Source organism: Bacillus sp. 1A, assembly GCF_052682215.1.
In genome coordinates this window covers 6287501-6311226 of record NZ_JBQYLZ010000001.1, presented here as the reverse complement: position 1 = coordinate 6311226, position 23726 = coordinate 6287501, and the positions used below count along the sequence as shown (strand labels likewise).

Below are 23726 nucleotides of genomic sequence, written 5' to 3'. Positions count from 1 at the left end.
TGCCAGGCTATTTATATCATCGCGGGGTGGAGCAGTACGGTAGCTCGTCGGGCTCATAACCCGAAGGTCGCAGGTTCAAATCCTGTCCCCGCAACCAAATGGTCCCGTGGTGTAGTGGTTAACATGCCTGCCTGTCACGCAGGAGATCGCCGGTTCGACCCCGGTCGGGACCGCCATTTTATATAAAGAAAAGAACGAAACATGTTGTTTCGTATTTTTTTATTTGTTTTAACAAAAAACTAATAAAGACAGTCAAACTATCCTTAGGAAAACTCCTAAGGACTTTTTTATATATTCAAAACCTGTATAATAAAGAGCAGAGAACATTGTGAGTAAAGTAGGTGAAGTCTGTGAGTAAATATGAAATAACAACAAACTCTTCTGAGGAAACACAAAGATTATCAGAAAAACTAGGTGGACTTGTCGGGGCACAAGATGTAATTATTTTAGAAGGAGATCTAGGGGCTGGTAAGACAACTTTTACAAAAGGACTAGCAAAAGGTCTTGGAGTGAAAAGAGTTGTAAATAGTCCTACCTTTAATATTATTAAAGAATATAAAGGGAGATTGCCGCTATATCATATGGACGTGTATCGCTTAGCAGAAAGTGAAGAGGACTTAGGTTTTGATGAGTATTTCTACGGTGAAGGAATTACCGTAGTAGAATGGGCTCATTTAATAGAAGCATTTTTACCAAATGAGAAGTTACAAATTAGTTTATTCCATGCTGGAGATGATACAAGGAAAATTGTACTCGAGCCAATTGGAGATCGATATATTAGATTATGTGAGGAGCTATTACAAGATGAAAGTACTAGCAATTGACACTTCAAATTACGTAATGGGTGTATCCCTTATTGAGGAAGGAAACGTAATTGGGGAAATCATTACAAACTTAACAAAAAACCATTCTGTACGTCTTATGCCAGCTGTAGAGAAATTATTAAAAGAATGTGGTGTAAAACCGAAAGAATTAACTAAAATCGTTGTAGCTGCTGGACCTGGATCATATACAGGTGTTCGCATAGGTGTGACAGCTGCAAAAACATTAGCTTGGTCACTTCAAATACCAATTGTAGGTGTATCAAGTTTAGAAGTAGTGGCTGCAAACGGTGCTAATTTTGATGGATTAATCTGTCCTTTATTTGATGGAAGACGCGGACAAATTTATACTGGGTTATATACATATGAGGGAGAGCATTTAACTTCTATAGAAGAAGACCGAATCATCCTTATTGTAGACTGGTTGCAAATGTTAAAAGATACAGGAAAGCCTGTTTTATTTATTGGTAATGATGTTAAACTGCACAAAGAGACGATTATCGAACATTTAGGCGGCCAAGCTGTATTTGCTCCCTTCACTAAAAATAACCCAAGACCAAGTGAGTTAGCTTTCTTAGGGTTACAAAAAGAAGAACAAGATGTACATTCATTTGTTCCTAGTTATCTTCGTTTAGCTGAAGCTGAAGCAAAGTGGTTAGAAAGTCAAAACAAGTAGGAGCTTGCAGAAGATGGATATGATATTTAGAAAGATGGAACTCGATGATATCGCTCAAATTGTAGCTATTGAAGAAGCGTCTTTTTCAACTCCTTGGACTGCAGATGCCTTTCACCGTGAGTTAACGACGAATGAACATGCACATTATGTTGTGCTAGAAAAAGATGGTCGTGTAATTGGGTATTGTGGATTGTGGATAATTATTGATGAATCACATATAACAAATGTAGCTATTTTGCCAGAATACAGAGGTCAAAAGCTAGGGGATGCTTTATTGAAAGAAGTTATTTCCGAAGCGAAAGATTTAGGGGTAAAAACAATGACACTTGAAGTACGTGTATCAAATGAAGTAGCAAAACAGTTATACAGAAAATACGGATTTCAAAATGGTGGAATTCGTAAACGATACTATGCAGACAATCAGGAAGATGGTCTCGTAATGTGGGTGAATATATAATGGAAAAAAATACGATTATACTTGGTATTGAAACAAGTTGTGATGAAACAGCAGTAGCAGTTGTTAAAAATGGAACGGAAATTATTGCGAATGTCGTTGCATCACAAATTGAAAGTCATAAACGTTTTGGTGGAGTTGTACCAGAGATTGCATCCCGTCATCATGTAGAAGAAATTACAGTTGTGTTAGAAGAAGCTTTAAAAGAAGCAAATATTACATTTGATGATATTGATGCAATTGCTGTAACAGAAGGACCTGGGTTAGTAGGAGCGCTTTTAATAGGGGTAAATGCAGCGAAAGCAGTGGCTTTTGCACATGATATTCCTCTAGTGGGTGTTCATCATATAGCTGGGCACATTTATGCGAACCGTTTAGTAAAAGAAGTTCAATTCCCACTACTATCACTTGTTGTATCTGGTGGACATACGGAGCTTGTTTATATGAAAGAACATGGTTCATTCGAAGTGATTGGTGAAACAAGAGATGATGCAGCTGGAGAGGCATATGATAAAGTAGCTCGAACGTTATCCATGCCATATCCAGGTGGTCCTCACATTGATCGCCTTGCACATGAAGGAGAACCGACAATCGATTTGCCTCGTGCATGGCTAGAACCTGATTCGTATGATTTCAGTTTCAGTGGATTGAAATCAGCAGTTATCAACACTGTGCATAACGCGAAACAACGCGGGATAGAAATTGCACCGGAAGATTTAGCAGCAAGTTTCCAAGCGAGTGTAATAGATGTGCTTGTAACGAAAGCATCTCGTGCAGCAGAAGCGTATAACGTAAAGCAACTGCTTCTTGCTGGTGGAGTAGCTGCGAATAAAGGACTTCGCGCACGTTTAGAAGCGGAATTTGCGACAAAAGAAAATATCGAGCTAATTATTCCTCCACTATCTTTATGTACCGATAATGCAGCGATGATTGCAGCCGCAGGTACAATTGCATATGAACAGGGAAAACGTGCTACATTAGCTCTAAATGCAAATCCAGGATTAGATATTGAAGAATAGTTATGCACAAAATTAACCACAGCTTGTGGATAAAACCCATATTATCTGTTGATAATGTGGGTTTTATTGTGTATATAAAATGTTGATAACTTTTTTGGGAGTTGTGGATAATGTGGAAAAGTTATTTTGGGGTTTATTTTATAAAGGTGGATATGTGTATAAACCTGTGGATAAAGTAGAAGAAGTCTGACCTTTGAATGTATTCTTTTTTGGGAAATAAATCGCAAGAAGATATCTCTAAAAAACATTTTGAAATGTACCCTTATTATAGGGGCGAGCCAACATTGTCAAACTTTGTCGGTAAATCGGTATGTCGTGTCGAATCGTTTATACCCCAGCTAGAAGATAAAAAGGATGTCGCATAGTCAAAAATCCCGACTTATGAGACATCCTTCTTATTCATACTCTTATAAATGTAATTCTTCCCATTCTGCCATACAAGCATCAAGTTGCTCTTGTAGTGTTTGCTTTTTCGTTGTAATTTCACTAGCCTTTTCATAATCTGCGTATATTTCTGGTAAGCAAAGTTGATCTTCTAACGTAGCAATTTCTTCTTCAAATTCTACAATATTTTGTTCTAGTTCCTCAATTTTTCGAGTGCGTTGACGTTCTAATTGTTTACGCTCTTTTTCTTCGAGATAATTTAATTTTTCTTGAGCTACAGTTTTTTGAACAGGTGCTTGGTTTTCTTGCTGTTCTTGTTGTTCAAATGCTGCACGTTCAATCATTTCATTTTTCTTCTCCACATAGTAATCGTAATCGCCTAAATACTCTTGTGCACCTTCTGTTGACAACTCAACAACGGTCGTCGTTACACGATTAATAAAGTAGCGGTCATGTGAAACAAATAGAAGGGTGCCTGGATAATCAATTAAAGCATTCTCCAAAATTTCTTTACTATTTAAATCAAGATGGTTCGTAGGTTCATCGAGAATTAATAAATTTGATTTTTGCATCATAAGTTTTGCAAGAGCTAATCGAGCTTTTTGTCCACCACTAAGAGAAGATACTGGTTTTAGTACATCATCCCCTGTGAATAAGAAGTTACCTAATATCGTGCGAATTTCTTTTTCGGGCTGCAATGGATATTCATCCCATAACTCATTTAAAACTCGCTTAGAAGATGTTAAGTTTGCTTGTTCTTGATCATAATAACCAACAGATACATTGGATCCGAAAGAAACATCACCATTTAATAGTGGTAACTTATTCACAAGTGATTTTAATAATGTGGATTTCCCAATTCCGTTTGGACCAACTAAAGCAACGCTATCCCCGCGAGTTAAGCGCATAGTTACATGTTCAATAATCGGATCATCATCATAGCCGATAGTTGCATCCTTTACTTGTAAAACATCATTTCCACTTTGTTTTTCGATATCGAAGTGGAAGGATGCTGACTTAGAATCACCTAATGGTCTAGTCAATAATTCCATTCTATCTAATTGTTTACGACGGCTTTGAGCACGTTTTGTCGTAGATGCGCGCGCTATATTTTTTTGAACGAAATCCTCAAGCTTAGCGATTTCATCTTGTTGTTTTTCATAACGTTTCATGTCTTGCTCGTATAATGCTGATTTTAAGTCTAAATATTTACTGTAGTTACCAACAAATCGTCTGCTTTCTTTATTCGAAATTTCATATACTTGTGTAACGAGTTTATCCAAGAAATAACGGTCATGGGAAACGATTAGTATTGCGCCAGGATAGCCTTGTAAATATTGTTCAAGCCATGTTAATGTTTCGATGTCTAAATGGTTTGTAGGCTCGTCCAAAATAAGTAGGTCTGGTTTCGTTAATAATAATTTACCGAGAGCTAATCTTGTTTTTTGTCCACCACTTAATGTAGAAATCGTCGTCTGGTGCGTTTCAACTGGGAAGCCAAGACCACTTAAAATGGAGCGAATATCTGCTTCATATTGATATCCACCTTGATCTTTATAATCTAATTGCAATTGGTCATAATCAGCTAATAATCTTTCATATGTAGCCTCGTTTGAAAAGTTTTCTTCTTTTCCCATCTCTTGCTCTAGCCTTCGAAGTTTTGTCTCCATTTGCTGCAAGTGTGTAAAGACGGTTAACATTTCATCCCAAATTGTTAAAGATGTTTCTAACCCGGTATTTTGAGCTAAATATCCGATTGAGACATCTTTTGGTTTTATAATTTCGCCACCATCATGAGATAGCTCACCAGCTATTATTTTTAATAATGTAGATTTTCCGGCCCCATTTCGTCCGACTAATGCGATACGATCTTTCGTTTGAACTTCCAATTTTATGTTTGCAAGAATCGTTTCTGCACCGTATAATTTCGTAAGCGCGTTTACTTGTAATAAAATCAATGTTTTCACCTCAAATAATTTCTTAACTTTGCCATGTTTATATTTCTCAATCATACTAAAAATAGTGTATAGTTTAAAATAAAGAGAGAATACTTCTTCTCTTTATTATACAGGGAAATTCATGAGTGCTAAACTTCTGTATTTGATTCAAGTATATGAATAAAGATAGGAAGAGAGGAGAGGTTATATGGAGCAGCAAAAAATTCCACAGGCCACTGCCAAACGATTGCCTCTATACTATCGATTTATCCAAAACTTATCTCTTTCTGGTAAGCAACGTGTTTCATCAGCCGAATTGAGTGAAGCGGTAAAAGTTGATTCCGCAACGATTCGAAGAGATTTTTCATATTTTGGAGCGTTAGGGAAAAAAGGTTATGGATATAACGTAAATTATTTATTATCATTTTTCCGTGAAACACTCGACCAAGATGATATAACACGTGTAGCACTTATTGGAGTAGGTAATTTAGGGACCGCTTTCTTACATTATAATTTCACGAAAAACAATAATACAAAAATTGAAATGGCGTTTGATGTTAGTGAAGAGAAAGTCGGGACAGAAATCGGGGGCATTCCTGTATATCATTTAGATGAATTAGAAGAACGTTTATCAACTGATATACAAGTGGCAATATTAACAGTACCCGCTACAGTAGCACAATCTGTAGCAGATAGATTGGCAGAAACGAACGTGCATGGTATTTTAAATTTCACACCAGCGCGCTTAAATGTGTCAGATAATATAAGAATTCACCATATTGATTTAGCGGTAGAGTTACAAACACTTGTTTACTTTTTAAAGAATTATCCACAATAAAACGCAGAGGAAGCGACCTCTGCGTTTTATTATTGTTTTTTCTTTGTGAATTTAACTAAGATAAGGCGAAGTGCCAAATTAAAATCAATTGTTGCCATAACTGCAAATAGTATTGTCCACATATTCCAGATTGTATCTGTTACGTTCGTAATGGCGAAGCGTGTAAAGATACATCCTAGAAGGAAGTACAATGCAGCCATGAACAATGGTGAGTTCCTCATACTAAAAATCCTCCGATAAAGCCTTGCATTTTTTCAGCTTCTTTAATCATTTCTTGAATTTGTTCATTGCTCATTAAAACTTGAGCAACTGCAACTAATGTATTCATTGCAACATGAGCTGCGATAGGGACGATAATACGCTTCGTTTTTACATATAAAAAGGCGAATACGAGTCCCATAGAAGTGTATACCAATAAGTGAGTGAAATCAAAATGAATTGCTGCGAATACAAGAGAACTAATGATAGCAGCAATAAAGAAGTTAAACTTCTTATAAAGTGTACCAAATAAAATTTTTCTAAATACGATTTCTTCCAAAATAGGTCCTATTATAGAGATAACGATAAGGAACCAAGGTGTCGTTCTTGCGATATCCATAAGTCTTGCTGTATTTTCTGATCCAGGTTTAATTCCTAATACACGCATTTCTATCATACCGGCAATACTTTGTGAGAAAAATGCTAGGAAGAACCCGATAAAAATCCAACCAATCGTAGCTGGAACAGTAGAGCGCATTGTATCTAAACGTCTGTCACGAATATCTGTTCTAAGTAACCAAAGTACGATACATAATGCAATAAAGAAGCTAATGATTGCCCAGTGGCCAGTTATGAGTTGAAATTTCTCTTCTCTAGTAAATCCCCTGTTATCATAAAGTCCAGTTTTCAGAAGAAGTGGTAATCCAGCAATGGATGATAACTGCATTAAAATGTATGTAACGATAACCCACCAATATTGTTTTTTCAAATGGTTTAACCATCCTTTCTAACTCTAGTGTATGAGATAAGGTAGGATAACATGTAAATATGCTACCTACGATATAAACCTCGCTTAAATTATGTTTTTTTCGTAAATCCTTATTTGAAATTATAATAGAAGACAGGAGAAAGTTGTGTGTATAGCGAAAACAATTTAGGGTGTCCTTTCATATTGTAACATACGATTAGTGGAAACAACGATTCATATAGTAAAGGTAGAAGAAGAGGGACTCTATATAGAAAAGTGTATAGCTTAATTTGCGAAAAAATTATGATTTTTTTACTTGCAAAAGAAATTGAGATTATTTATTATTATAAGTGTGTTAGCACTCGAGTGACTTGAGTGCTAATAAATAAAATTTACATAACAAAATGAGGAGGTTATTGTTCATGCTAAAGCCATTAGGTGATCGCGTTGTAATTGAGCTTGTTCAAGCAGAAGAAAAAACAGCAAGTGGTATTGTATTACCAGACACTGCAAAAGAAAAACCACAAGAGGGTAAAGTTATTGCAGTAGGTACTGGTCGAGTGCTTGAAAATGGTGAGCGTGTTGCTTTAGAGGTAGCAGCAGGTGATCTTATCATCTTCTCAAAATATGCAGGTACTGAAGTAAAATACGAAGGTGCTGACTACTTGATTTTACGTGAAAGTGACATTTTAGCAGTTATCGGTTAATTATATAAATCTTAAAAAATTCAAGGGGGTCAATTATTATGGCAAAAGATATTAAATTTAGTGAAGAAGCACGTCGTTCGATGCTTCGCGGTGTCGACACTCTTGCAAACGCAGTAAAAGTAACGCTTGGACCAAAAGGTCGTAACGTTGTACTTGAGAAAAAATTCGGTTCACCACTTATTACAAATGACGGTGTAACAATCGCAAAAGAAATCGAATTAGAAGATGCATTCGAAAATATGGGTGCAAAATTAGTAGCAGAAGTTGCTAGCAAAACAAATGATGTAGCTGGTGACGGAACAACAACTGCAACTGTATTAGCACAAGCTATGATTCGTGAAGGTCTTAAAAACGTAACAGCTGGTGCGAACCCAATGGGTCTTCGTAAAGGTATCGAAAAAGCTGTTACTGCTGCAATTGCAGAATTAAAAGAGATTTCTAAACCAATCGAAGGTAAATCTTCTATCGCACAAGTAGCTGCTATTTCTGCAGCTGACGAAGAAGTAGGTCAATTAATCGCTGAAGCAATGGAGCGCGTTGGTAACGACGGCGTTATTACTTTAGAAGAATCTAAAGGATTTACAACAGAATTAGACGTAGTAGAAGGTATGCAATTTGATCGTGGATATGCATCTCCTTACATGATTACTGATTCTGACAAAATGGAAGCGGTTCTTGATAACCCATACATCTTAATTACTGATAAGAAGATTTCTAACATCCAAGAAATCTTACCAGTATTAGAGCAAGTGGTACAACAAGGTAAACCACTTCTTATCATCGCTGAAGACGTAGAAGGTGAAGCTTTAGCTACATTAGTAGTGAACAAACTTCGTGGTACATTCAATGTAGTAGCTGTTAAAGCTCCTGGATTTGGTGACCGTCGTAAAGCAATGCTAGAAGATATCGCAATCTTAACTGGTGGCGAAGTAATCACTGAAGAATTAGGCCGTGACTTAAAATCTGCTACGGTTGAATCTTTAGGACGCGCTGGTAAAGTTGTTGTAACGAAAGAAAACACAACTGTAGTTGAAGGCATCGGAAATACACAACAAATCGAAGCTCGCATCGGTCAAATCCGTGCGCAATTAGAAGAAACTACTTCTGAATTCGATCGTGAAAAATTACAAGAGCGTCTTGCAAAACTTGCAGGTGGCGTAGCAGTAATTAAAGTAGGTGCAGCAACTGAAACTGAGTTGAAAGAGCGCAAACTTCGCATTGAAGATGCACTTAACTCAACTCGTGCAGCAGTAGAAGAAGGTATCGTTGCAGGTGGTGGTACTTCACTTATGAACGTATACACGAAAGTAGCTTCTATCGTAGCTGAAGGCGACGAAGCAACAGGTATCAACATCGTACTTCGCGCACTAGAAGAGCCAGTTCGTCAAATCGCAATCAACGCTGGTCTAGAAGGATCTGTAGTTGTAGAGCGTCTAAAAGGCGAAAAAGTAGGCGTTGGTTTCAACGCAGCTACTGGCGAGTGGGTTAACATGCTTGAAACTGGTATCGTAGATCCAGCTAAAGTAACTCGCTCTGCACTTCAAAACGCAGCATCTGTTGCAGCTATGTTCTTAACAACTGAAGCTGTAGTAGCTGACAAGCCAGAACCAAATGCACCAGCAATGCCTGACATGGGCGGCATGGGCATGGGCGGTATGGGCGGAATGATGTAATTCCGTTTGCTCGAAAAACATCCATTTCTATATAGAAATGGATGTTTTTTTATGTTTTTTAGAAAAGGAAATGAATTTCTGTAGAATTTTGTCGCTTTCTCTCTTGACCATATAGATACTTCATTGTTAGAATCTAGGAAGATAATATAAAACGATCCTTCATATATCCTCAAAGATAAGGTTTGAGAGTCTCTACCGGGTTACCGTAAACAACCTGACTATGAAGGCAGTGTGTCTTATATTTATAAAGAGCGGAAGACTATCTTTCTTTATAAAGCCAGACCCCTGCCTTTTCTTTGTTATGAGACTAGAGGCGGAGGACTGGCTTTTTTTATTATATTGGTAATGCTTTTTGCCAAATTGGTGAAAATATTTATATACGAGAACTAACGTTGGGGTGATTATTTTGAAGAAGCAGCATGATACAATTATCGTTTTAGATTTTGGGAGTCAGTACAATCAGTTAATAGCACGTCGAATTCGTGAGTTCGGTGTATACAGTGAACTTCATCCACATACAATTACTGCGGAAGAAATTAAAGCAATGAATCCAAAAGGGATTATCTTCTCTGGTGGACCAAATAGTGTATATGGTGAAGGCGCATTACATTGTGATGAAAAAATCTTTGAACTAGGATTACCAATCTTCGGTATTTGTTACGGTATGCAGCTTATGACGCAACACTTCGGTGGTAAAGTAGAACGTGCAAACCACCGTGAGTACGGAAAAGCTGTTCTTAAAGTAGAGAACGAATCAAAATTATATGCGAATCTTCCAGAAGAGCAAGTTGTATGGATGAGCCATGGTGACTTAGTAACTGGTTTACCTGAAGGATTCGTAGTAGATGCAACAAGTGAGTCTTGTCCAATTGCTGGTATGAGCAATGAAGACAAAAACTTATACGGTGTACAATTCCACCCAGAAGTACGTCATTCTGAGCACGGTAACGATTTAATTAAAAACTTCGTATTCGGCGCATGTGGTTGTTCTGAAGGATGGAACATGGAGAACTTTATTGAAGTGGAATTAGAGAAAATCCGTGAAACTGTTGGAGACAAAAAAGTACTATGCGCACTTAGCGGCGGTGTAGACTCTTCTGTTGTAGCAGTATTAATTCATAAGGCAATCGGTGACCAATTAACATGTATTTTCGTTGACCACGGTTTACTTCGTAAAGGTGAAGCAGAAGGCGTTATGAAAACATTCAGCGAAGGTTTCCACATGAACGTTATTAAAGTGGATGCACAAGAACGCTTCATGAACAAGTTAAAAGGTGTAGAAGATCCAGAACAAAAACGTAAAATCATCGGTAATGAATTCATTTACGTATTTGATGATGAAGCTTCTAAATTACAAGGAATGGACTTCCTAGCGCAAGGTACACTTTATACAGACATCGTTGAAAGTGGTACAGCAACTGCACAAACAATTAAATCTCACCATAACGTTGGTGGTCTTCCAGAAGACATGCAGTTCAAATTAATTGAGCCTTTAAACACGTTATTTAAAGATGAAGTACGTGTATTAGGATCAGAACTAGGAATTCCTGATGAAATCGTATGGCGTCAACCATTCCCAGGCCCTGGTCTTGGTATTCGTGTATTAGGTGAAATCACAGAAGAGAAATTAGAAATCGTTCGTGAATCTGATGCGATTTTACGTGAAGAAATTATTAAAGCGGGCTTAGACCGTGAAGTTTGGCAATACTTCACTGCGCTTCCTGGTATGCGTAGCGTAGGTGTTATGGGTGACGAGCGTACTTACGATTACACAGTAGGTATCCGCGCAGTAACATCTATCGACGGTATGACAGCTGACTGGGCACGTATCCCTTGGGACGTATTAGAGAAAATCTCTGTACGTATCGTAAACGAAGTAAAACACGTTAACCGTATCGTGTATGATATAACAAGTAAGCCACCAGCAACTATTGAGTGGGAATAGTATTATAAAAAAAGATCCATCTATTGCTCATGCATAGATGGATCTTTTGTTTTTCGCTCTTAATACGAACGAAAATGCAAAAGTTTATAAAAATGTTCGTTTTTAAATTGACAAAACTACTTCATCGAGTTAATATGAGTATGTAATTCAAACGAAAAGTGAATATTATGCCGTCGTATAATATCGGGGATATGGCCCGAAAGTTTCTACCTAGCTACCGTAAATGGCTTGACTACGAGGCGTTTAGATAAAGATGAGGGAAACTTGTCTTTATTCATAGAACGCTTCCATGTATATGCAATGGAAGCCTTTTTTATTTTTAATAGATAAAAGAGGGCTAGGGAGATTACGGCGAGTAATCATATAACGGGGGAAACGTAAGATGAAACGCTATTTTCAGTTTGATGAACTCGGCACAAATTATAAAACAGAGTTCATAGCAGGTTTAACGACATTTTTATCTATGGCTTATGTACTATTTGTCAATCCTGCTACGCTGTCACTTGGGAATGTTAAAGGGTTACCAGCAGGTACAGGAATGGATCCGGGTGCAGTATTCGTTGCTACAGCATTAGCAGCAGCGATTGGTTCGTTAATTATGGGGATATTCGCGAAGTATCCGATTGCTTTGGCGCCGGGTATGGGAATTAACGCGTTCTTTGCCTATACGGCAGTGTTAACGATGGGTATTCCATGGCAGACAGCAATTGCTGGAACGTTAATGTCAGGTATTATCTTTATTATTCTTACAGCTTCAGGTATTCGTGAAAAAATTATTAATGCAATTCCATCAGAGTTAAAGTTTGCAGTAGCGGCAGGTATCGGATTGTTCATTGCTTTCCTTGGATTCCAAAATGCCGGAATTATCGTGAAAAATGATGCTGTTCTTGTTGGATTGGGGGATTTAACAAAGGGCACAACGTTACTAGCAATCTTCGGGGTTGTTACGACAATCATCTTCATGATTAAGAAAGTTAATGGTGCGGTATTCTACGGTATGATTCTTACAGCAATCTTAGGAGTAGCAACAGGATTAATTGATACCCCAAAAGCTGTAGTGGGAGCAATACCGAGTCTAGAACCAACGTTCGGTGCGGCGTTAACGCACTTCGGAGATATTTTCACTATTCAAATGGGGATTGTTATTATAACGTTCTTCTTTATCGATTTCTTTGATACAGCAGGTACACTTGTAGCGGTTGCGAATCAAGCAGGATTAATGAAGAACAATAAATTACCACGTGCAGGAAAAGCGTTATTCGCAGATGCGATTGCAACTGTAATCGGTGCAATCTTAGGTACATCAACAACAACGTCTTACATTGAGTCTTCTGCGGGGGTAGCAGCGGGTGGACGTTCTGGATTTACAGCAGTTGTAACAGCAGGGTTCTTCTTGCTGGCACTATTCTTCTCGCCATTATTAAGCGTTGTAACACCAGCTGTAACAGCGCCAGCGTTAATTATTGTAGGAATCTTAATGGTTTCTTCTTTAGGAGAAATTGATTGGAAGAAATTCGAGATTGCAGTACCAGCATTCTTTACAATCATTTCAATGCCACTTACGTATAGTATTGCGACAGGGATTGCGATTGGGTTTATCTTCTATCCAATTACAATGGTAGTAAGTGGTCGCCGTAAAGAGGTTCATCCAATTATGTATGTTATGGGAGTTTTATTCATACTATATTTCATCTACGTTCGTAAATAAAAGGAGTTTTTGAAAGGTCTAGACTTAAGGGGAGTCTAGACCTTTTTTGCGTCTTCAGAAAATCTTAAGGATTTCCGAGCGTTTTTCTTCAGAAGTTTTCCTATAATAGAAGTTAGGGATTAAAAAAGTGATGGGGGAGATATTGTGGCGCACGAAACAATACTTGTCGTAGATGATGAAAAAGAAATTAGGAATCTTATTACAATCTATTTAAAGAATGAAGGATATAAAGTGTTGCAAGCAGGAGACGGAGAAGAAGGATTACGTTTACTAGAAGAAAATGAAGTACATCTAGTCGTATTAGATATTATGATGCCAAAGGTAGATGGTATTCATATGTGTATGAAAGTAAGAGAATCGAAAGAAATGCCAATTATTATGCTTTCTGCGAAAACGCAAGATATGGATAAAATTTTAGGATTAACAACAGGTGCAGATGATTACGTAACGAAACCATTTAATCCGTTAGAGTTAATCGCAAGAATTAAATCTCAGTTACGTCGTTATATGAAGATGAATGGTTTTGCTATTCAAAATGAGGACGAGTTAGAAATTGGAGAGATGAAAATAAACATTTCAACCCATAAAGTTATTGTGGATGGAGAAGAAGTGAAACTGACACCGAGGGAATTTTCAATTTTAGAATTACTAGCTCGTAACCCGGGTATGGTCTTTAGCGCGGAACAGATTTATGAAAAGGTTTGGAACGAAAGATCTTTTCAGTCGGATAACACGGTAATGGTTCATATTCGGAAAGTGCGTGAAAAGATTGAGGAGAATCCAAGGAAGCCTAGATATATAAAAACTGTATGGGGAGTGGGATATAAGATTGAAAAAGATATTTAATCCATTTACTTATGTTAGGGAAATTCGAGAGTTAATTGGAAAGATAGTGAAGAGTGTGAAACGGAGTGTGCGAATTCAACTTATTGCTGCGTTCACTGCTTGTGCGTTATTAGGGCTTTTGTCAGCGAAGGCAGCTGCGCCATTTTTTGAGAATGCGAATCGTCAAGCGACTATCGATTATCGGACTGGTATGGAACGAATTAATCACCAAGCTCAAGGAGCGGCAAATAGTTCGGTTCATGAAAATAAATTAGAAGCTATATCCGATATGATCGAAATGGAGAATCAAAATTTAGAGCAAGGATCTAGAGCTTTAAAAATATTGGTTACTGACGAGAGTGGTAAAGTTTTATATAAAACGAAGCAGGCGCAAGAAGAGCAAATCGATTTGCATAATACGATTCGTAATGCATCATCATTTGCGATTAACTATTCAAATGGTCGAGATGTATTTGAAAATACGAGAAAAGAATTTATAGCTTTTTCACCTATTACAATAGAAAATAAGAATTTATACATGTTTGTTAGTGGGATTCCAGAAGGTGAAGTAATATATGATACGCAAGAAGGACCGTTTCCGTTTTTCATAGGTGTACTCGTATTTATTTTCTCTTTCTTCTATATAACAAAGAGAAAGATGAAGCAAATTGAAGCGATGGCACAAGGTGTAAAGGAAATAGAAAAAGGAAACTTAGCGTACCGTATTGAGAAAAAAGGTGAAGATGAGATTGCGTCTTTAACTGAGAATATTAATAATATGGCAGAAGAGCTTATGAATAATATAGAAAAGGAACGTAAATTAGAGAAGCAAAAGAATGAGCTTATTACGAATGTATCTCACGATTTGCGTACACCACTTACTTCTATTATGGGTTACTTGCGATTACTTCGAGATTCTAAATATGAAAATAAAGAACAACATGATGAGTATACGAGAATTGCTTTTGCGAAGTCGGAGCAGTTAAAGAATTTAATAGAAGATTTATTTGAGTATACGAAGTTAACAAATGAGCAAGTTGTATTAGAAAAACAAGAGGTTTGTATAAATGAGTTATTGGAGCAATTAATAGAAGAGTTAGTACCGCAGGCAGAAGAGCATGGACTTGCGTTTGTTAAGAAGTTTCCTGAGGAACGTGCCTATGCAGGGGTTGATTCGGAAAAGATGGTACGTGTATTTGATAATCTATTAATGAACGCGATTAAGTATAGTAAAGATGATGGGGAGATAAAAGTTTCTCTTCAAAGGCAGCGCCGGGATATACAAATTGTAATTGCGAATCATAGTGAAGAGTTTACGAGAGAAGAGTTAGCGAGTTTGTTTGAACGTTTTTATAAGAAGGATCAATCTAGAAGTAGAGTAACAGAAGGATCGGGACTTGGATTAGCGATTGCGAAAAGTATTGTTGAGCTGCAAGGTGGTAGTATTCGAGCAGAATATGAGGATGGTATTATTCAGTTTATCGTCTCGTTACCAATTATAGAAAAATAATAAATGAATAGAATGATATTTGATAAAAAGGCTTATTTCAAAAGAAATAAGCCTTTTTATATTTTTTTAGAAAAATATGTTGACGATTAGAGTATAGAGGTGTAATATAGGATAAGTCGCCGATGCAATAACGCAGAACGCGGCAAACGAAATGAAAAACTTAGTTGACATTGAAACATGAAGATGTTAACATAAGGGAGTCGCAAATGAGCGACCGAGTGACGGAACAACAACTGCAACTGTATTAGCACAAGCTATGATTCGTGAAGGTCTTAAAAACGTAACAGCTGGTGCGAACCCAATGGGTCTTCGTAAAGGTATCGAAAAAGCTGTTACTGCTGCAATTGCAGAATTAAAAGAGATTTCTAAACCAATCGAAGGTAAATCTTCTATCGCACAAGTAGCTGCTATTTCTGCAGCTGACGAAGAAGTAGGTCAATTAATCGCTGAAGCAATGGAGCGCGTTGGTAACGACGGCGTTATTACTTTAGAAGAATCTAAAGGATTTACAACAGAATTAGACGTAGTAGAAGGTATGCAATTTGATCGTGGATATGCATCTCCTTACATGATTACTGATTCTGACAAAATGGAAGCGGTTCTTGATAACCCATACATCTTAATTACTGATAAGAAGATTTCTAACATCCAAGAAATCTTACCAGTATTAGAGCAAGTGGTACAACAAGGTAAACCACTTCTTATCATCGCTGAAGACGTAGAAGGTGAAGCTTTAGCTACATTAGTAGTGAACAAACTTCGTGGTACATTCAATGTAGTAGCTGTTAAAGCTCCTGGATTTGGTGACCGTCGTAAAGCAATGCTAGAAGATATCGCAATCTTAACTGGTGGCGAAGTAATCACTGAAGAATTAGGCCGTGACTTAAAATCTGCTACGGTTGAATCTTTAGGACGCGCTGGTAAAGTTGTTGTAACGAAAGAAAACACAACTGTAGTTGAAGGCATCGGAAATACACAACAAATCGAAGCTCGCATCGGTCAAATCCGTGCGCAATTAGAAGAAACTACTTCTGAATTCGATCGTGAAAAATTACAAGAGCGTCTTGCAAAACTTGCAGGTGGCGTAGCAGTAATTAAAGTAGGTGCAGCAACTGAAACTGAGTTGAAAGAGCGCAAACTTCGCATTGAAGATGCACTTAACTCAACTCGTGCAGCAGTAGAAGAAGGTATCGTTGCAGGTGGTGGTACTTCACTTATGAACGTATACACGAAAGTAGCTTCTATCGTAGCTGAAGGCGACGAAGCAACAGGTATCAACATCGTACTTCGCGCACTAGAAGAGCCAGTTCGTCAAATCGCAATCAACGCTGGTCTAGAAGGATCTGTAGTTGTAGAGCGTCTAAAAGGCGAAAAAGTAGGCGTTGGTTTCAACGCAGCTACTGGCGAGTGGGTTAACATGCTTGAAACTGGTATCGTAGATCCAGCTAAAGTAACTCGCTCTGCACTTCAAAACGCAGCATCTGTTGCAGCTATGTTCTTAACAACTGAAGCTGTAGTAGCTGACAAGCCAGAACCAAATGCACCAGCAATGCCTGACATGGGCGGCATGGGCATGGGCGGTATGGGCGGAATGATGTAATTCCGTTTGCTCGAAAAACATCCATTTCTATATAGAAATGGATGTTTTTTTATGTTTTTTAGAAAAGGAAATGAATTTCTGTAGAATTTTGTCGCTTTCTCTCTTGACCATATAGATACTTCATTGTTAGAATCTAGGAAGATAATATAAAACGATCCTTCATATATCCTCAAAGATAAGGTTTGAGAGTCTCTACCGGGTTACCGTAAACAACCTGACTATGAAGGCAGTGTGTCTTATATTTATAAAGAGCGGAAGACTATCTTTCTTTATAAAGCCAGACCCCTGCCTTTTCTTTGTTATGAGACTAGAGGCGGAGGACTGGCTTTTTTTATTATATTGGTAATGCTTTTTGCCAAATTGGTGAAAATATTTATATACGAGAACTAACGTTGGGGTGATTATTTTGAAGAAGCAGCATGATACAATTATCGTTTTAGATTTTGGGAGTCAGTACAATCAGTTAATAGCACGTCGAATTCGTGAGTTCGGTGTATACAGTGAACTTCATCCACATACAATTACTGCGGAAGAAATTAAAGCAATGAATCCAAAAGGGATTATCTTCTCTGGTGGACCAAATAGTGTATATGGTGAAGGCGCATTACATTGTGATGAAAAAATCTTTGAACTAGGATTACCAATCTTCGGTATTTGTTACGGTATGCAGCTTATGACGCAACACTTCGGTGGTAAAGTAGAACGTGCAAACCACCGTGAGTACGGAAAAGCTGTTCTTAAAGTAGAGAACGAATCAAAATTATATGCGAATCTTCCAGAAGAGCAAGTTGTATGGATGAGCCATGGTGACTTAGTAACTGGTTTACCTGAAGGATTCGTAGTAGATGCAACAAGTGAGTCTTGTCCAATTGCTGGTATGAGCAATGAAGACAAAAACTTATACGGTGTACAATTCCACCCAGAAGTACGTCATTCTGAGCACGGTAACGATTTAATTAAAAACTTCGTATTCGGCGCATGTGGTTGTTCTGAAGGATGGAACATGGAGAACTTTATTGAAGTGGAATTAGAGAAAATCCGTGAAACTGTTGGAGACAAAAAAGTACTATGCGCACTTAGCGGCGGTGTAGACTCTTCTGTTGTAGCAGTATTAATTCATAAGGCAATCGGTGACCAATTAACATGTATTTTCGTTGACCACGGTTTACTTCGTAAAGGTGAAGCAGAAGGCGTTATGAAAACATTCAGCGAAGGTTTCCACATGAACGTTATTAAAGTGGATGCACAAGAACGCTTCATGAACAAGTTAAAAGGTGTAGAAGATCCAGAACAAAAACGTAAAATCATCGGTAATGAATTCATTTACGTATTTGATGATGAAGCTTCTAAATTACAAGGAATGGACTTCCTAGCGCAAGGTACACTTTATACAGACATCGTTGAAAGTGGTACAGCAACTGCACAAACAATTAAATCTCACCATAACGTTGGTGGTCTTCCAGAAGACATGCAGTTCAAATTAATTGAGCCTTTAAACACGTTATTTAAAGATGAAGTACGTGTATTAGGATCAGAACTAGGAATTCCTGATGAAATCGTATGGCGTCAACCATTCCCAGGCCCTGGTCTTGGTATTCGTGTATTAGGTGAAATCACAGAAGAGAAATTAGAAATCGTTCGTGAATCTGATGCGATTTTACGTGAAGAAATTATTAAAGCGGGCTTAGACCGTGAAGTTTGGCAATACTTCACTGCGCTTCCTGGTATGCGTAGCGTAGGTGTTATGGGTGACGAGCGTACTTACGATTACACAGTAGGTATCCGCGCAGTAACATCTATCGACGGTATGACAGCTGACTGGGCACGTATCCCTTGGGACGTATTAGAGAAAATCTCTGTACGTATCGTAAACGAAGTAAAACACGTTAACCGTATCGTGTATGATATAACAAGTAAGCCACCAGCAACTATTGAGTGGGAATAGTATTATAAAAAAAGATCCATCTATTGCTCATGCATAGATGGATCTTTTGTTTTTCGCTCTTAATACGAACGAAAATGCAAAAGTTTATAAAAATGTTCGTTTTTAAATTGACAAAACTACTTCATCGAGTTAATATGAGTATGTAATTCAAACGAAAAGTGAATATTATGCCGTCGTATAATATCGGGGATATGGCCCGAAAGTTTCTACCTAGCTACCGTAAATGGCTTGACTACGAGGCGTTTAGATAAAGATGAGGGAAACTTGTCTTTATTCATAGAACGCTTCCATGTATATGCAATGGAAGCCTTTTTTATTTTTAATAGATAAAAGAGGGCTAGGGAGATTACGGCGAGTAATCATATAACGGGGGAAACGTAAGATGAAACGCTATTTTCAGTTTGATGAACTCGGCACAAATTATAAAACAGAGTTCATAGCAGGTTTAACGACATTTTTATCTATGGCTTATGTACTATTTGTCAATCCTGCTACGCTGTCACTTGGGAATGTTAAAGGGTTACCAGCAGGTACAGGAATGGATCCGGGTGCAGTATTCGTTGCTACAGCATTAGCAGCAGCGATTGGTTCGTTAATTATGGGGATATTCGCGAAGTATCCGATTGCTTTGGCGCCGGGTATGGGAATTAACGCGTTCTTTGCCTATACGGCAGTGTTAACGATGGGTATTCCATGGCAGACAGCAATTGCTGGAACGTTAATGTCAGGTATTATCTTTATTATTCTTACAGCTTCAGGTATTCGTGAAAAAATTATTAATGCAATTCCATCAGAGTTAAAGTTTGCAGTAGCGGCAGGTATCGGATTGTTCATTGCTTTCCTTGGATTCCAAAATGCCGGAATTATCGTGAAAAATGATGCTGTTCTTGTTGGATTGGGGGATTTAACAAAGGGCACAACGTTACTAGCAATCTTCGGGGTTGTTACGACAATCATCTTCATGATTAAGAAAGTTAATGGTGCGGTATTCTACGGTATGATTCTTACAGCAATCTTAGGAGTAGCAACAGGATTAATTGATACCCCAAAAGCTGTAGTGGGAGCAATACCGAGTCTAGAACCAACGTTCGGTGCGGCGTTAACGCACTTCGGAGATATTTTCACTATTCAAATGGGGATTGTTATTATAACGTTCTTCTTTATCGATTTCTTTGATACAGCAGGTACACTTGTAGCGGTTGCGAATCAAGCAGGATTAATGAAGAACAATAAATTACCACGTGCAGGAAAAGCGTTATTCGCAGATGCGATTGCAACTGTAATCGGTGCAATCTTAGGTACATCAACAACAACGTCTTACATTGAGTCTTCTGCGGGGGTAGCAGCGGGTGGACGTTCTGGATTTACAGCAGTTGTAACAGCAGGGTTCTTCTTGCTGGCACTATTCTTCTCGCCATTATTAAGCGTTGTAACACCAGCTGTAACAGCGCCAGCGTTAATTATTGTAGGAATCTTAATGGTTTCTTCTTTAGGAGAAATTGATTGGAAGAAATTCGAGATTGCAGTACCAGCATTCTTTACAATCATTTCAATGCCACTTACGTATAGTATTGCGACAGGGATTGCGATTGGGTTTATCTTCTATCCAATTACAATGGTAGTAAGTGGTCGCCGTAAAGAGGTTCATCCAATTATGTATGTTATGGGAGTTTTATTCATACTATATTTCATCTACGTTCGTAAATAAAAGGAGTTTTTGAAAGGTCTAGACTTAAGGGGAGTCTAGACCTTTTTTGCGTCTTCAGAAAATCTTAAGGATTTCCGAGCGTTTTTCTTCAGAAGTTTTCCTATAATAGAAGTTAGGGATTAAAAAAGTGATGGGGGAGATATTGTGGCGCACGAAACAATACTTGTCGTAGATGATGAAAAAGAAATTAGGAATCTTATTACAATCTATTTAAAGAATGAAGGATATAAAGTGTTGCAAGCAGGAGACGGAGAAGAAGGATTACGTTTACTAGAAGAAAATGAAGTACATCTAGTCGTATTAGATATTATGATGCCAAAGGTAGATGGTATTCATATGTGTATGAAAGTAAGAGAATCGAAAGAAATGCCAATTATTATGCTTTCTGCGAAAACGCAAGATATGGATAAAATTTTAGGATTAACAACAGGTGCAGATGATTACGTAACGAAACCATTTAATCCGTTAGAGTTAATCGCAAGAATTAAATCTCAGTTACGTCGTTATATGAAGATGAATGGTTTTGCTATTCAAAATGAGGACGAGTTAGAAATTGGAGAGATGAAAATAAACATTTCAACCCATAAAGTTATTGTGGATGGAGAAGAAGTGAAACTGACACCGAGGGAATTTTCAATTTTAGAATTACTAGCTCGTAACCCGGGTATGGTCTTTAGCGCGGAACAGATTTATGAAAAGGTTTGGAACGAAAGATCTTTTCAGTCGGATAACACGGTAATGGTTCATATTCGGAAAGTGCGTGAAAAGATTGAGGAGAATCCAAGGAAGCCTAGATATATAAAAACTGTATGGGGAGTGGGATATAAGATTGAAAAAGATATTTAATCCATTTACTTATGTTAGGGAAATTCGAGAGTTAATTGGAAAGATAGTGAAGAGTGTGAAACGGAGTGTGCGAATTCAACTTATTGCTGCGTTCACTGCTTGTGCGTTATTAGGGCTTTTGTCAGCGAAGGCAGCTGCGCCATTTTTTGAGAATGCGAATCGTCAAGCGACTATCGATTATCGGACTGGTATGGAACGAATTAATCACCAAGCTCAAGGAGCGGCAAATAGTTCGGTTCATGAAAATAAATTAGAAGCTATATCCGATATGATCGAAATGGAGAATCAAAATTTAGAGCAAGGATCTAGAGCTTTAAAAATATTGGTTACTGACGAGAGTGGTAAAGTTTTATATAAAACGAAGCAGGCGCAAGAAGAGCAAATCGATTTGCATAATACGATTCGTAATGCATCATCATTTGCGATTAACTATTCAAATGGTCGAGATGTATTTGAAAATACGAGAAAAGAATTTATAGCTTTTTCACCTATTACAATAGAAAATAAGAATTTATACATGTTTGTTAGTGGGATTCCAGAAGGTGAAGTAATATATGATACGCAAGAAGGACCGTTTCCGTTTTTCATAGGTGTACTCGTATTTATTTTCTCTTTCTTCTATATAACAAAGAGAAAGATGAAGCAAATTGAAGCGATGGCACAAGGTGTAAAGGAAATAGAAAAAGGAAACTTAGCGTACCGTATTGAGAAAAAAGGTGAAGATGAGATTGCGTCTTTAACTGAGAATATTAATAATATGGCAGAAGAGCTTATGAATAATATAGAAAAGGAACGTAAATTAGAGAAGCAAAAGAATGAGCTTATTACGAATGTATCTCACGATTTGCGTACACCACTTACTTCTATTATGGGTTACTTGCGATTACTTCGAGATTCTAAATATGAAAATAAAGAACAACATGATGAGTATACGAGAATTGCTTTTGCGAAGTCGGAGCAGTTAAAGAATTTAATAGAAGATTTATTTGAGTATACGAAGTTAACAAATGAGCAAGTTGTATTAGAAAAACAAGAGGTTTGTATAAATGAGTTATTGGAGCAATTAATAGAAGAGTTAGTACCGCAGGCAGAAGAGCATGGACTTGCGTTTGTTAAGAAGTTTCCTGAGGAACGTGCCTATGCAGGGGTTGATTCGGAAAAGATGGTAAAGTATTGTTGAGCTGCAAGGTGGTAGTATTCGAGCAGAATATGAGGATGGTATTATTCAGTTTATCGTCTCGTTACCAATTATAGAAAAATAATAAATGAATAGAATGATATTTGATAAAAAGGCTTATTTCAAAAGAAATAAGCCTTTTTATATTTTTTTAGAAAAATATGTTGACGATTAGAGTATAGAGGTGTAATATAGGATAAGTCGCCGATGCAATAACGCAGAACGCGGCAAACGAAATGAAAAACTTAGTTGACATTGAAACATGAAGATGTTAACATAAGGGAGTCGCAAATGAGCGACCGAGTAGTTCTTTGAAAACTGAACGAAACAAACAACGTGAAACGTCAATTTTTATTTTTAGATGCTAGACAAACTAACTTTATTGGAGAGTTTGATCCTGGCTCAGGATGAACGCTGGCGGCGTGCCTAATACATGCAAGTCGAGCGAATGGATTAAGAGCTTGCTCTTATGAAGTTAGCGGCGGACGGGTGAGTAACACGTGGGTAACCTGCCCATAAGACTGGGATAACTCCGGGAAACCGGGGCTAATACCGGATAATATTTTGAACTGCATGGTTCGAAATTGAAAGGCGGCTTCGGCTGTCACTTATGGATGGACCCGCGTCGCATTAGCTAGTTGGTGAGGTAACGGCTCACCAAGGCAACGATGCGTAGCCGACCTGAGAGGGTGATCGGCCACACTGGGACTGAGACACGGCCCAGACTCCTACGGGAGGCAGCAGTAGGGAATCTTCCGCAATGGACGAAAGTCTGACGGAGCAACGCCGCGTGAGTGATGAAGGCTTTCGGGTCGTAAAACTCTGTTGTTAGGGAAGAACAAGTGCTAGTTGAATAAGCTGGCACCTTGACGGTACCTAACCAGAAAGCCACGGCTAACTACGTGCCAGCAGCCGCGGTAATACGTAGGTGGCAAGCGTTATCCGGAATTATTGGGCGTAAAGCGCGCGCAGGTGGTTTCTTAAGTCTGATGTGAAAGCCCACGGCT

The 23726-nt window shown here is 38.0% G+C and carries 17 protein-coding genes, 2 tRNA genes, 1 rRNA gene, 2 pseudogenes and 4 riboswitches (1 of these 26 cut by a window edge); of the genes and pseudogenes, 19 read left to right on the top strand and 3 right to left on the bottom strand.

The annotated features are described in order from the left end of the window. Positions 1-20 precede the first annotated feature (20 nt). The 6 genes from ACUN0F_RS32195 (at position 21) to tsaD (ending at position 2970) form a co-directional block, all read left to right on the top strand. Positions 21-97: transfer RNA gene (locus ACUN0F_RS32195), tRNA-Met, on the top strand. Between the two features lie 3 nt (positions 98-100). Continuing rightward, positions 101-176 (top strand) — tRNA-Asp (locus ACUN0F_RS32190). A 174-nt stretch (positions 177-350) separates the two neighbouring features. Continuing rightward, on the top strand, positions 351-824 hold the full coding sequence (gene tsaE / locus ACUN0F_RS32185) for a tRNA (adenosine(37)-N6)-threonylcarbamoyltransferase complex ATPase subunit type 1 TsaE (protein ID WP_000049636.1): 474 nt from the start codon (positions 351-353) through the stop codon (positions 822-824). Continuing rightward, positions 805-1497 (top strand): tRNA (adenosine(37)-N6)-threonylcarbamoyltransferase complex dimerization subunit type 1 TsaB, encoded by a 693-nt coding sequence (gene tsaB, locus ACUN0F_RS32180; protein WP_445540787.1) that lies wholly within the window; start codon positions 805-807, stop codon positions 1495-1497. Before tsaE ends, tsaB begins: the two co-directional genes overlap by 20 nt. A 13-nt stretch (positions 1498-1510) precedes the next feature. Continuing rightward, entirely contained in the window at positions 1511-1954 is a 444-nt protein-coding gene (gene rimI, locus ACUN0F_RS32175; protein ID WP_000367200.1) for a ribosomal protein S18-alanine N-acetyltransferase, read from the top strand. Continuing rightward, complete coding sequence (gene tsaD / locus ACUN0F_RS32170; RefSeq protein WP_000414582.1) at positions 1954-2970, top strand: tRNA (adenosine(37)-N6)-threonylcarbamoyltransferase complex transferase subunit TsaD; 1017 nt, start codon at positions 1954-1956, stop codon at positions 2968-2970. Before rimI ends, tsaD begins: the two co-directional genes overlap by 1 nt. Positions 2971-3377: 407 nt before the next feature. On the opposite strand, the gene ACUN0F_RS32165 is transcribed toward tsaD, so the two are convergent. After that, positions 3378-5312 carry an ABC-F family ATP-binding cassette domain-containing protein gene (locus ACUN0F_RS32165; protein ID WP_000602169.1) on the bottom strand — a complete coding sequence of 645 codons (1935 nt, stop codon included), beginning with the start codon at positions 5310-5312 and terminating at the stop codon, positions 3378-3380. Between the two features lie 187 nt (positions 5313-5499). Between ACUN0F_RS32165 and ACUN0F_RS32160 the strand changes: the two genes are divergently transcribed. Beyond that, a complete protein-coding gene (locus tag ACUN0F_RS32160) occupies positions 5500-6129 on the top strand; it encodes a redox-sensing transcriptional repressor Rex (protein WP_000437704.1) in 630 nt (209 codons plus the stop codon). A 29-nt stretch (positions 6130-6158) separates the two neighbouring features. Here ACUN0F_RS32160 and ACUN0F_RS32155 read toward each other — a convergent pair whose 3' ends face one another. Both ACUN0F_RS32155 and ACUN0F_RS32150 read right to left on the bottom strand, forming a co-directional pair. Next, positions 6159-6350 carry a YdiK family protein gene (locus tag ACUN0F_RS32155; protein ID WP_001246201.1) on the bottom strand — a complete coding sequence of 64 codons (192 nt, stop codon included), beginning with the start codon at positions 6348-6350 and terminating at the stop codon, positions 6159-6161. After that, on the bottom strand, positions 6347-7096 hold the full coding sequence (locus ACUN0F_RS32150) for a CPBP family intramembrane glutamic endopeptidase (RefSeq protein ID WP_000745348.1): 750 nt from the start codon (positions 7094-7096) through the stop codon (positions 6347-6349). Before ACUN0F_RS32150 ends, ACUN0F_RS32155 begins: the two co-directional genes overlap by 4 nt. Positions 7097-7497: 401 nt before the next feature. Here ACUN0F_RS32150 and groES point away from each other — a divergent pair, with 401 nt between their 5' ends. The 12 genes and pseudogenes from groES to ACUN0F_RS32090 all read left to right on the top strand — a co-directional run. Then, entirely contained in the window at positions 7498-7782 is a 285-nt protein-coding gene (gene groES, locus ACUN0F_RS32145; protein WP_046960187.1) for a co-chaperone GroES, read from the top strand. Positions 7783-7820: 38 nt separating this feature from the next. Continuing rightward, positions 7821-9455, top strand: a complete 1635-nt coding sequence (gene groL, locus ACUN0F_RS32140; protein ID WP_445540786.1) for a chaperonin GroEL — start codon at positions 7821-7823, stop codon at positions 9453-9455. A gap of 139 nt (positions 9456-9594) precedes the next feature. Beyond that, positions 9595-9696, top strand: a riboswitch (purine riboswitch). Between the two features lie 165 nt (positions 9697-9861). Next, positions 9862-11400, top strand: coding sequence for a glutamine-hydrolyzing GMP synthase (guaA, locus tag ACUN0F_RS32135; protein WP_000743912.1), 1539 nt, complete (start codon positions 9862-9864; stop codon positions 11398-11400). A gap of 153 nt (positions 11401-11553) precedes the next feature. Continuing rightward, a riboswitch (purine riboswitch) is annotated at positions 11554-11655 on the top strand. Between the two features lie 127 nt (positions 11656-11782). Further along, positions 11783-13108 carry an NCS2 family permease gene (locus ACUN0F_RS32130; RefSeq protein ID WP_000833088.1) on the top strand — a complete coding sequence of 442 codons (1326 nt, stop codon included), beginning with the start codon at positions 11783-11785 and terminating at the stop codon, positions 13106-13108. A 144-nt stretch (positions 13109-13252) separates the two neighbouring features. Further along, positions 13253-13954, top strand: a complete 702-nt coding sequence (locus tag ACUN0F_RS32125) for a response regulator transcription factor (RefSeq protein WP_064475196.1) — start codon at positions 13253-13255, stop codon at positions 13952-13954. After that, positions 13938-15443: an ATP-binding protein gene (locus ACUN0F_RS32120; protein ID WP_445540785.1), complete on the top strand. Its 1506-nt coding sequence runs from the start codon at positions 13938-13940 to the stop codon at positions 15441-15443. Before ACUN0F_RS32125 ends, ACUN0F_RS32120 begins: the two co-directional genes overlap by 17 nt. 205 nt (positions 15444-15648) lie before the next feature. Next, positions 15649-17043, top strand: a pseudogene (groL, locus tag ACUN0F_RS32115) (chaperonin GroEL); the annotation flags it as partial. A 139-nt stretch (positions 17044-17182) separates the two neighbouring features. Continuing rightward, positions 17183-17284: riboswitch (purine riboswitch) on the top strand. A gap of 165 nt (positions 17285-17449) precedes the next feature. After that, positions 17450-18988: a glutamine-hydrolyzing GMP synthase gene (gene guaA, locus ACUN0F_RS32110; RefSeq protein ID WP_000743912.1), complete on the top strand. Its 1539-nt coding sequence runs from the start codon at positions 17450-17452 to the stop codon at positions 18986-18988. A gap of 153 nt (positions 18989-19141) precedes the next feature. Next, positions 19142-19243, top strand: a riboswitch (purine riboswitch). 127 nt (positions 19244-19370) lie between these two features. After that, positions 19371-20696, top strand: a complete 1326-nt coding sequence (locus ACUN0F_RS32105) for an NCS2 family permease (RefSeq protein WP_000833088.1) — start codon at positions 19371-19373, stop codon at positions 20694-20696. A 144-nt stretch (positions 20697-20840) separates the two neighbouring features. Further along, positions 20841-21542, top strand: coding sequence for a response regulator transcription factor (locus ACUN0F_RS32100; RefSeq protein WP_064475196.1), 702 nt, complete (start codon positions 20841-20843; stop codon positions 21540-21542). Beyond that, a pseudogene (locus ACUN0F_RS32095) lies at positions 21526-22804 on the top strand (sensor histidine kinase). The gene ACUN0F_RS32100 and the pseudogene ACUN0F_RS32095 overlap by 17 nt, the downstream one beginning before the upstream one ends. Before the next feature lie 294 nt (positions 22805-23098). Beyond that, positions 23099-23726: ribosomal RNA gene (locus tag ACUN0F_RS32090) — 16S ribosomal RNA — on the top strand (it continues 924 nt past the right edge of the window).

Coding starts and splice junctions, on each gene's coding strand:
- ACUN0F_RS32155 (WP_001246201.1), bottom strand. CDS start 6,350: ATGAGGAACTCACCATTGTTCATGGCTGCATTGTACTTCCTTCTAGGA.
- ACUN0F_RS32160 (WP_000437704.1), top strand. CDS start 5,500: ATGGAGCAGCAAAAAATTCCACAGGCCACTGCCAAACGATTGCCTCTA.
- ACUN0F_RS32105 (WP_000833088.1), top strand. CDS start 19,371: ATGAAACGCTATTTTCAGTTTGATGAACTCGGCACAAATTATAAAACA.
- tsaB (WP_445540787.1), top strand. CDS start 805: ATGAAAGTACTAGCAATTGACACTTCAAATTACGTAATGGGTGTATCC.
- groES (WP_046960187.1), top strand. CDS start 7,498: ATGCTAAAGCCATTAGGTGATCGCGTTGTAATTGAGCTTGTTCAAGCA.
- groL (WP_445540786.1), top strand. CDS start 7,821: ATGGCAAAAGATATTAAATTTAGTGAAGAAGCACGTCGTTCGATGCTT.
- rimI (WP_000367200.1), top strand. CDS start 1,511: ATGGATATGATATTTAGAAAGATGGAACTCGATGATATCGCTCAAATT.
- ACUN0F_RS32130 (WP_000833088.1), top strand. CDS start 11,783: ATGAAACGCTATTTTCAGTTTGATGAACTCGGCACAAATTATAAAACA.
- tsaD (WP_000414582.1), top strand. CDS start 1,954: ATGGAAAAAAATACGATTATACTTGGTATTGAAACAAGTTGTGATGAA.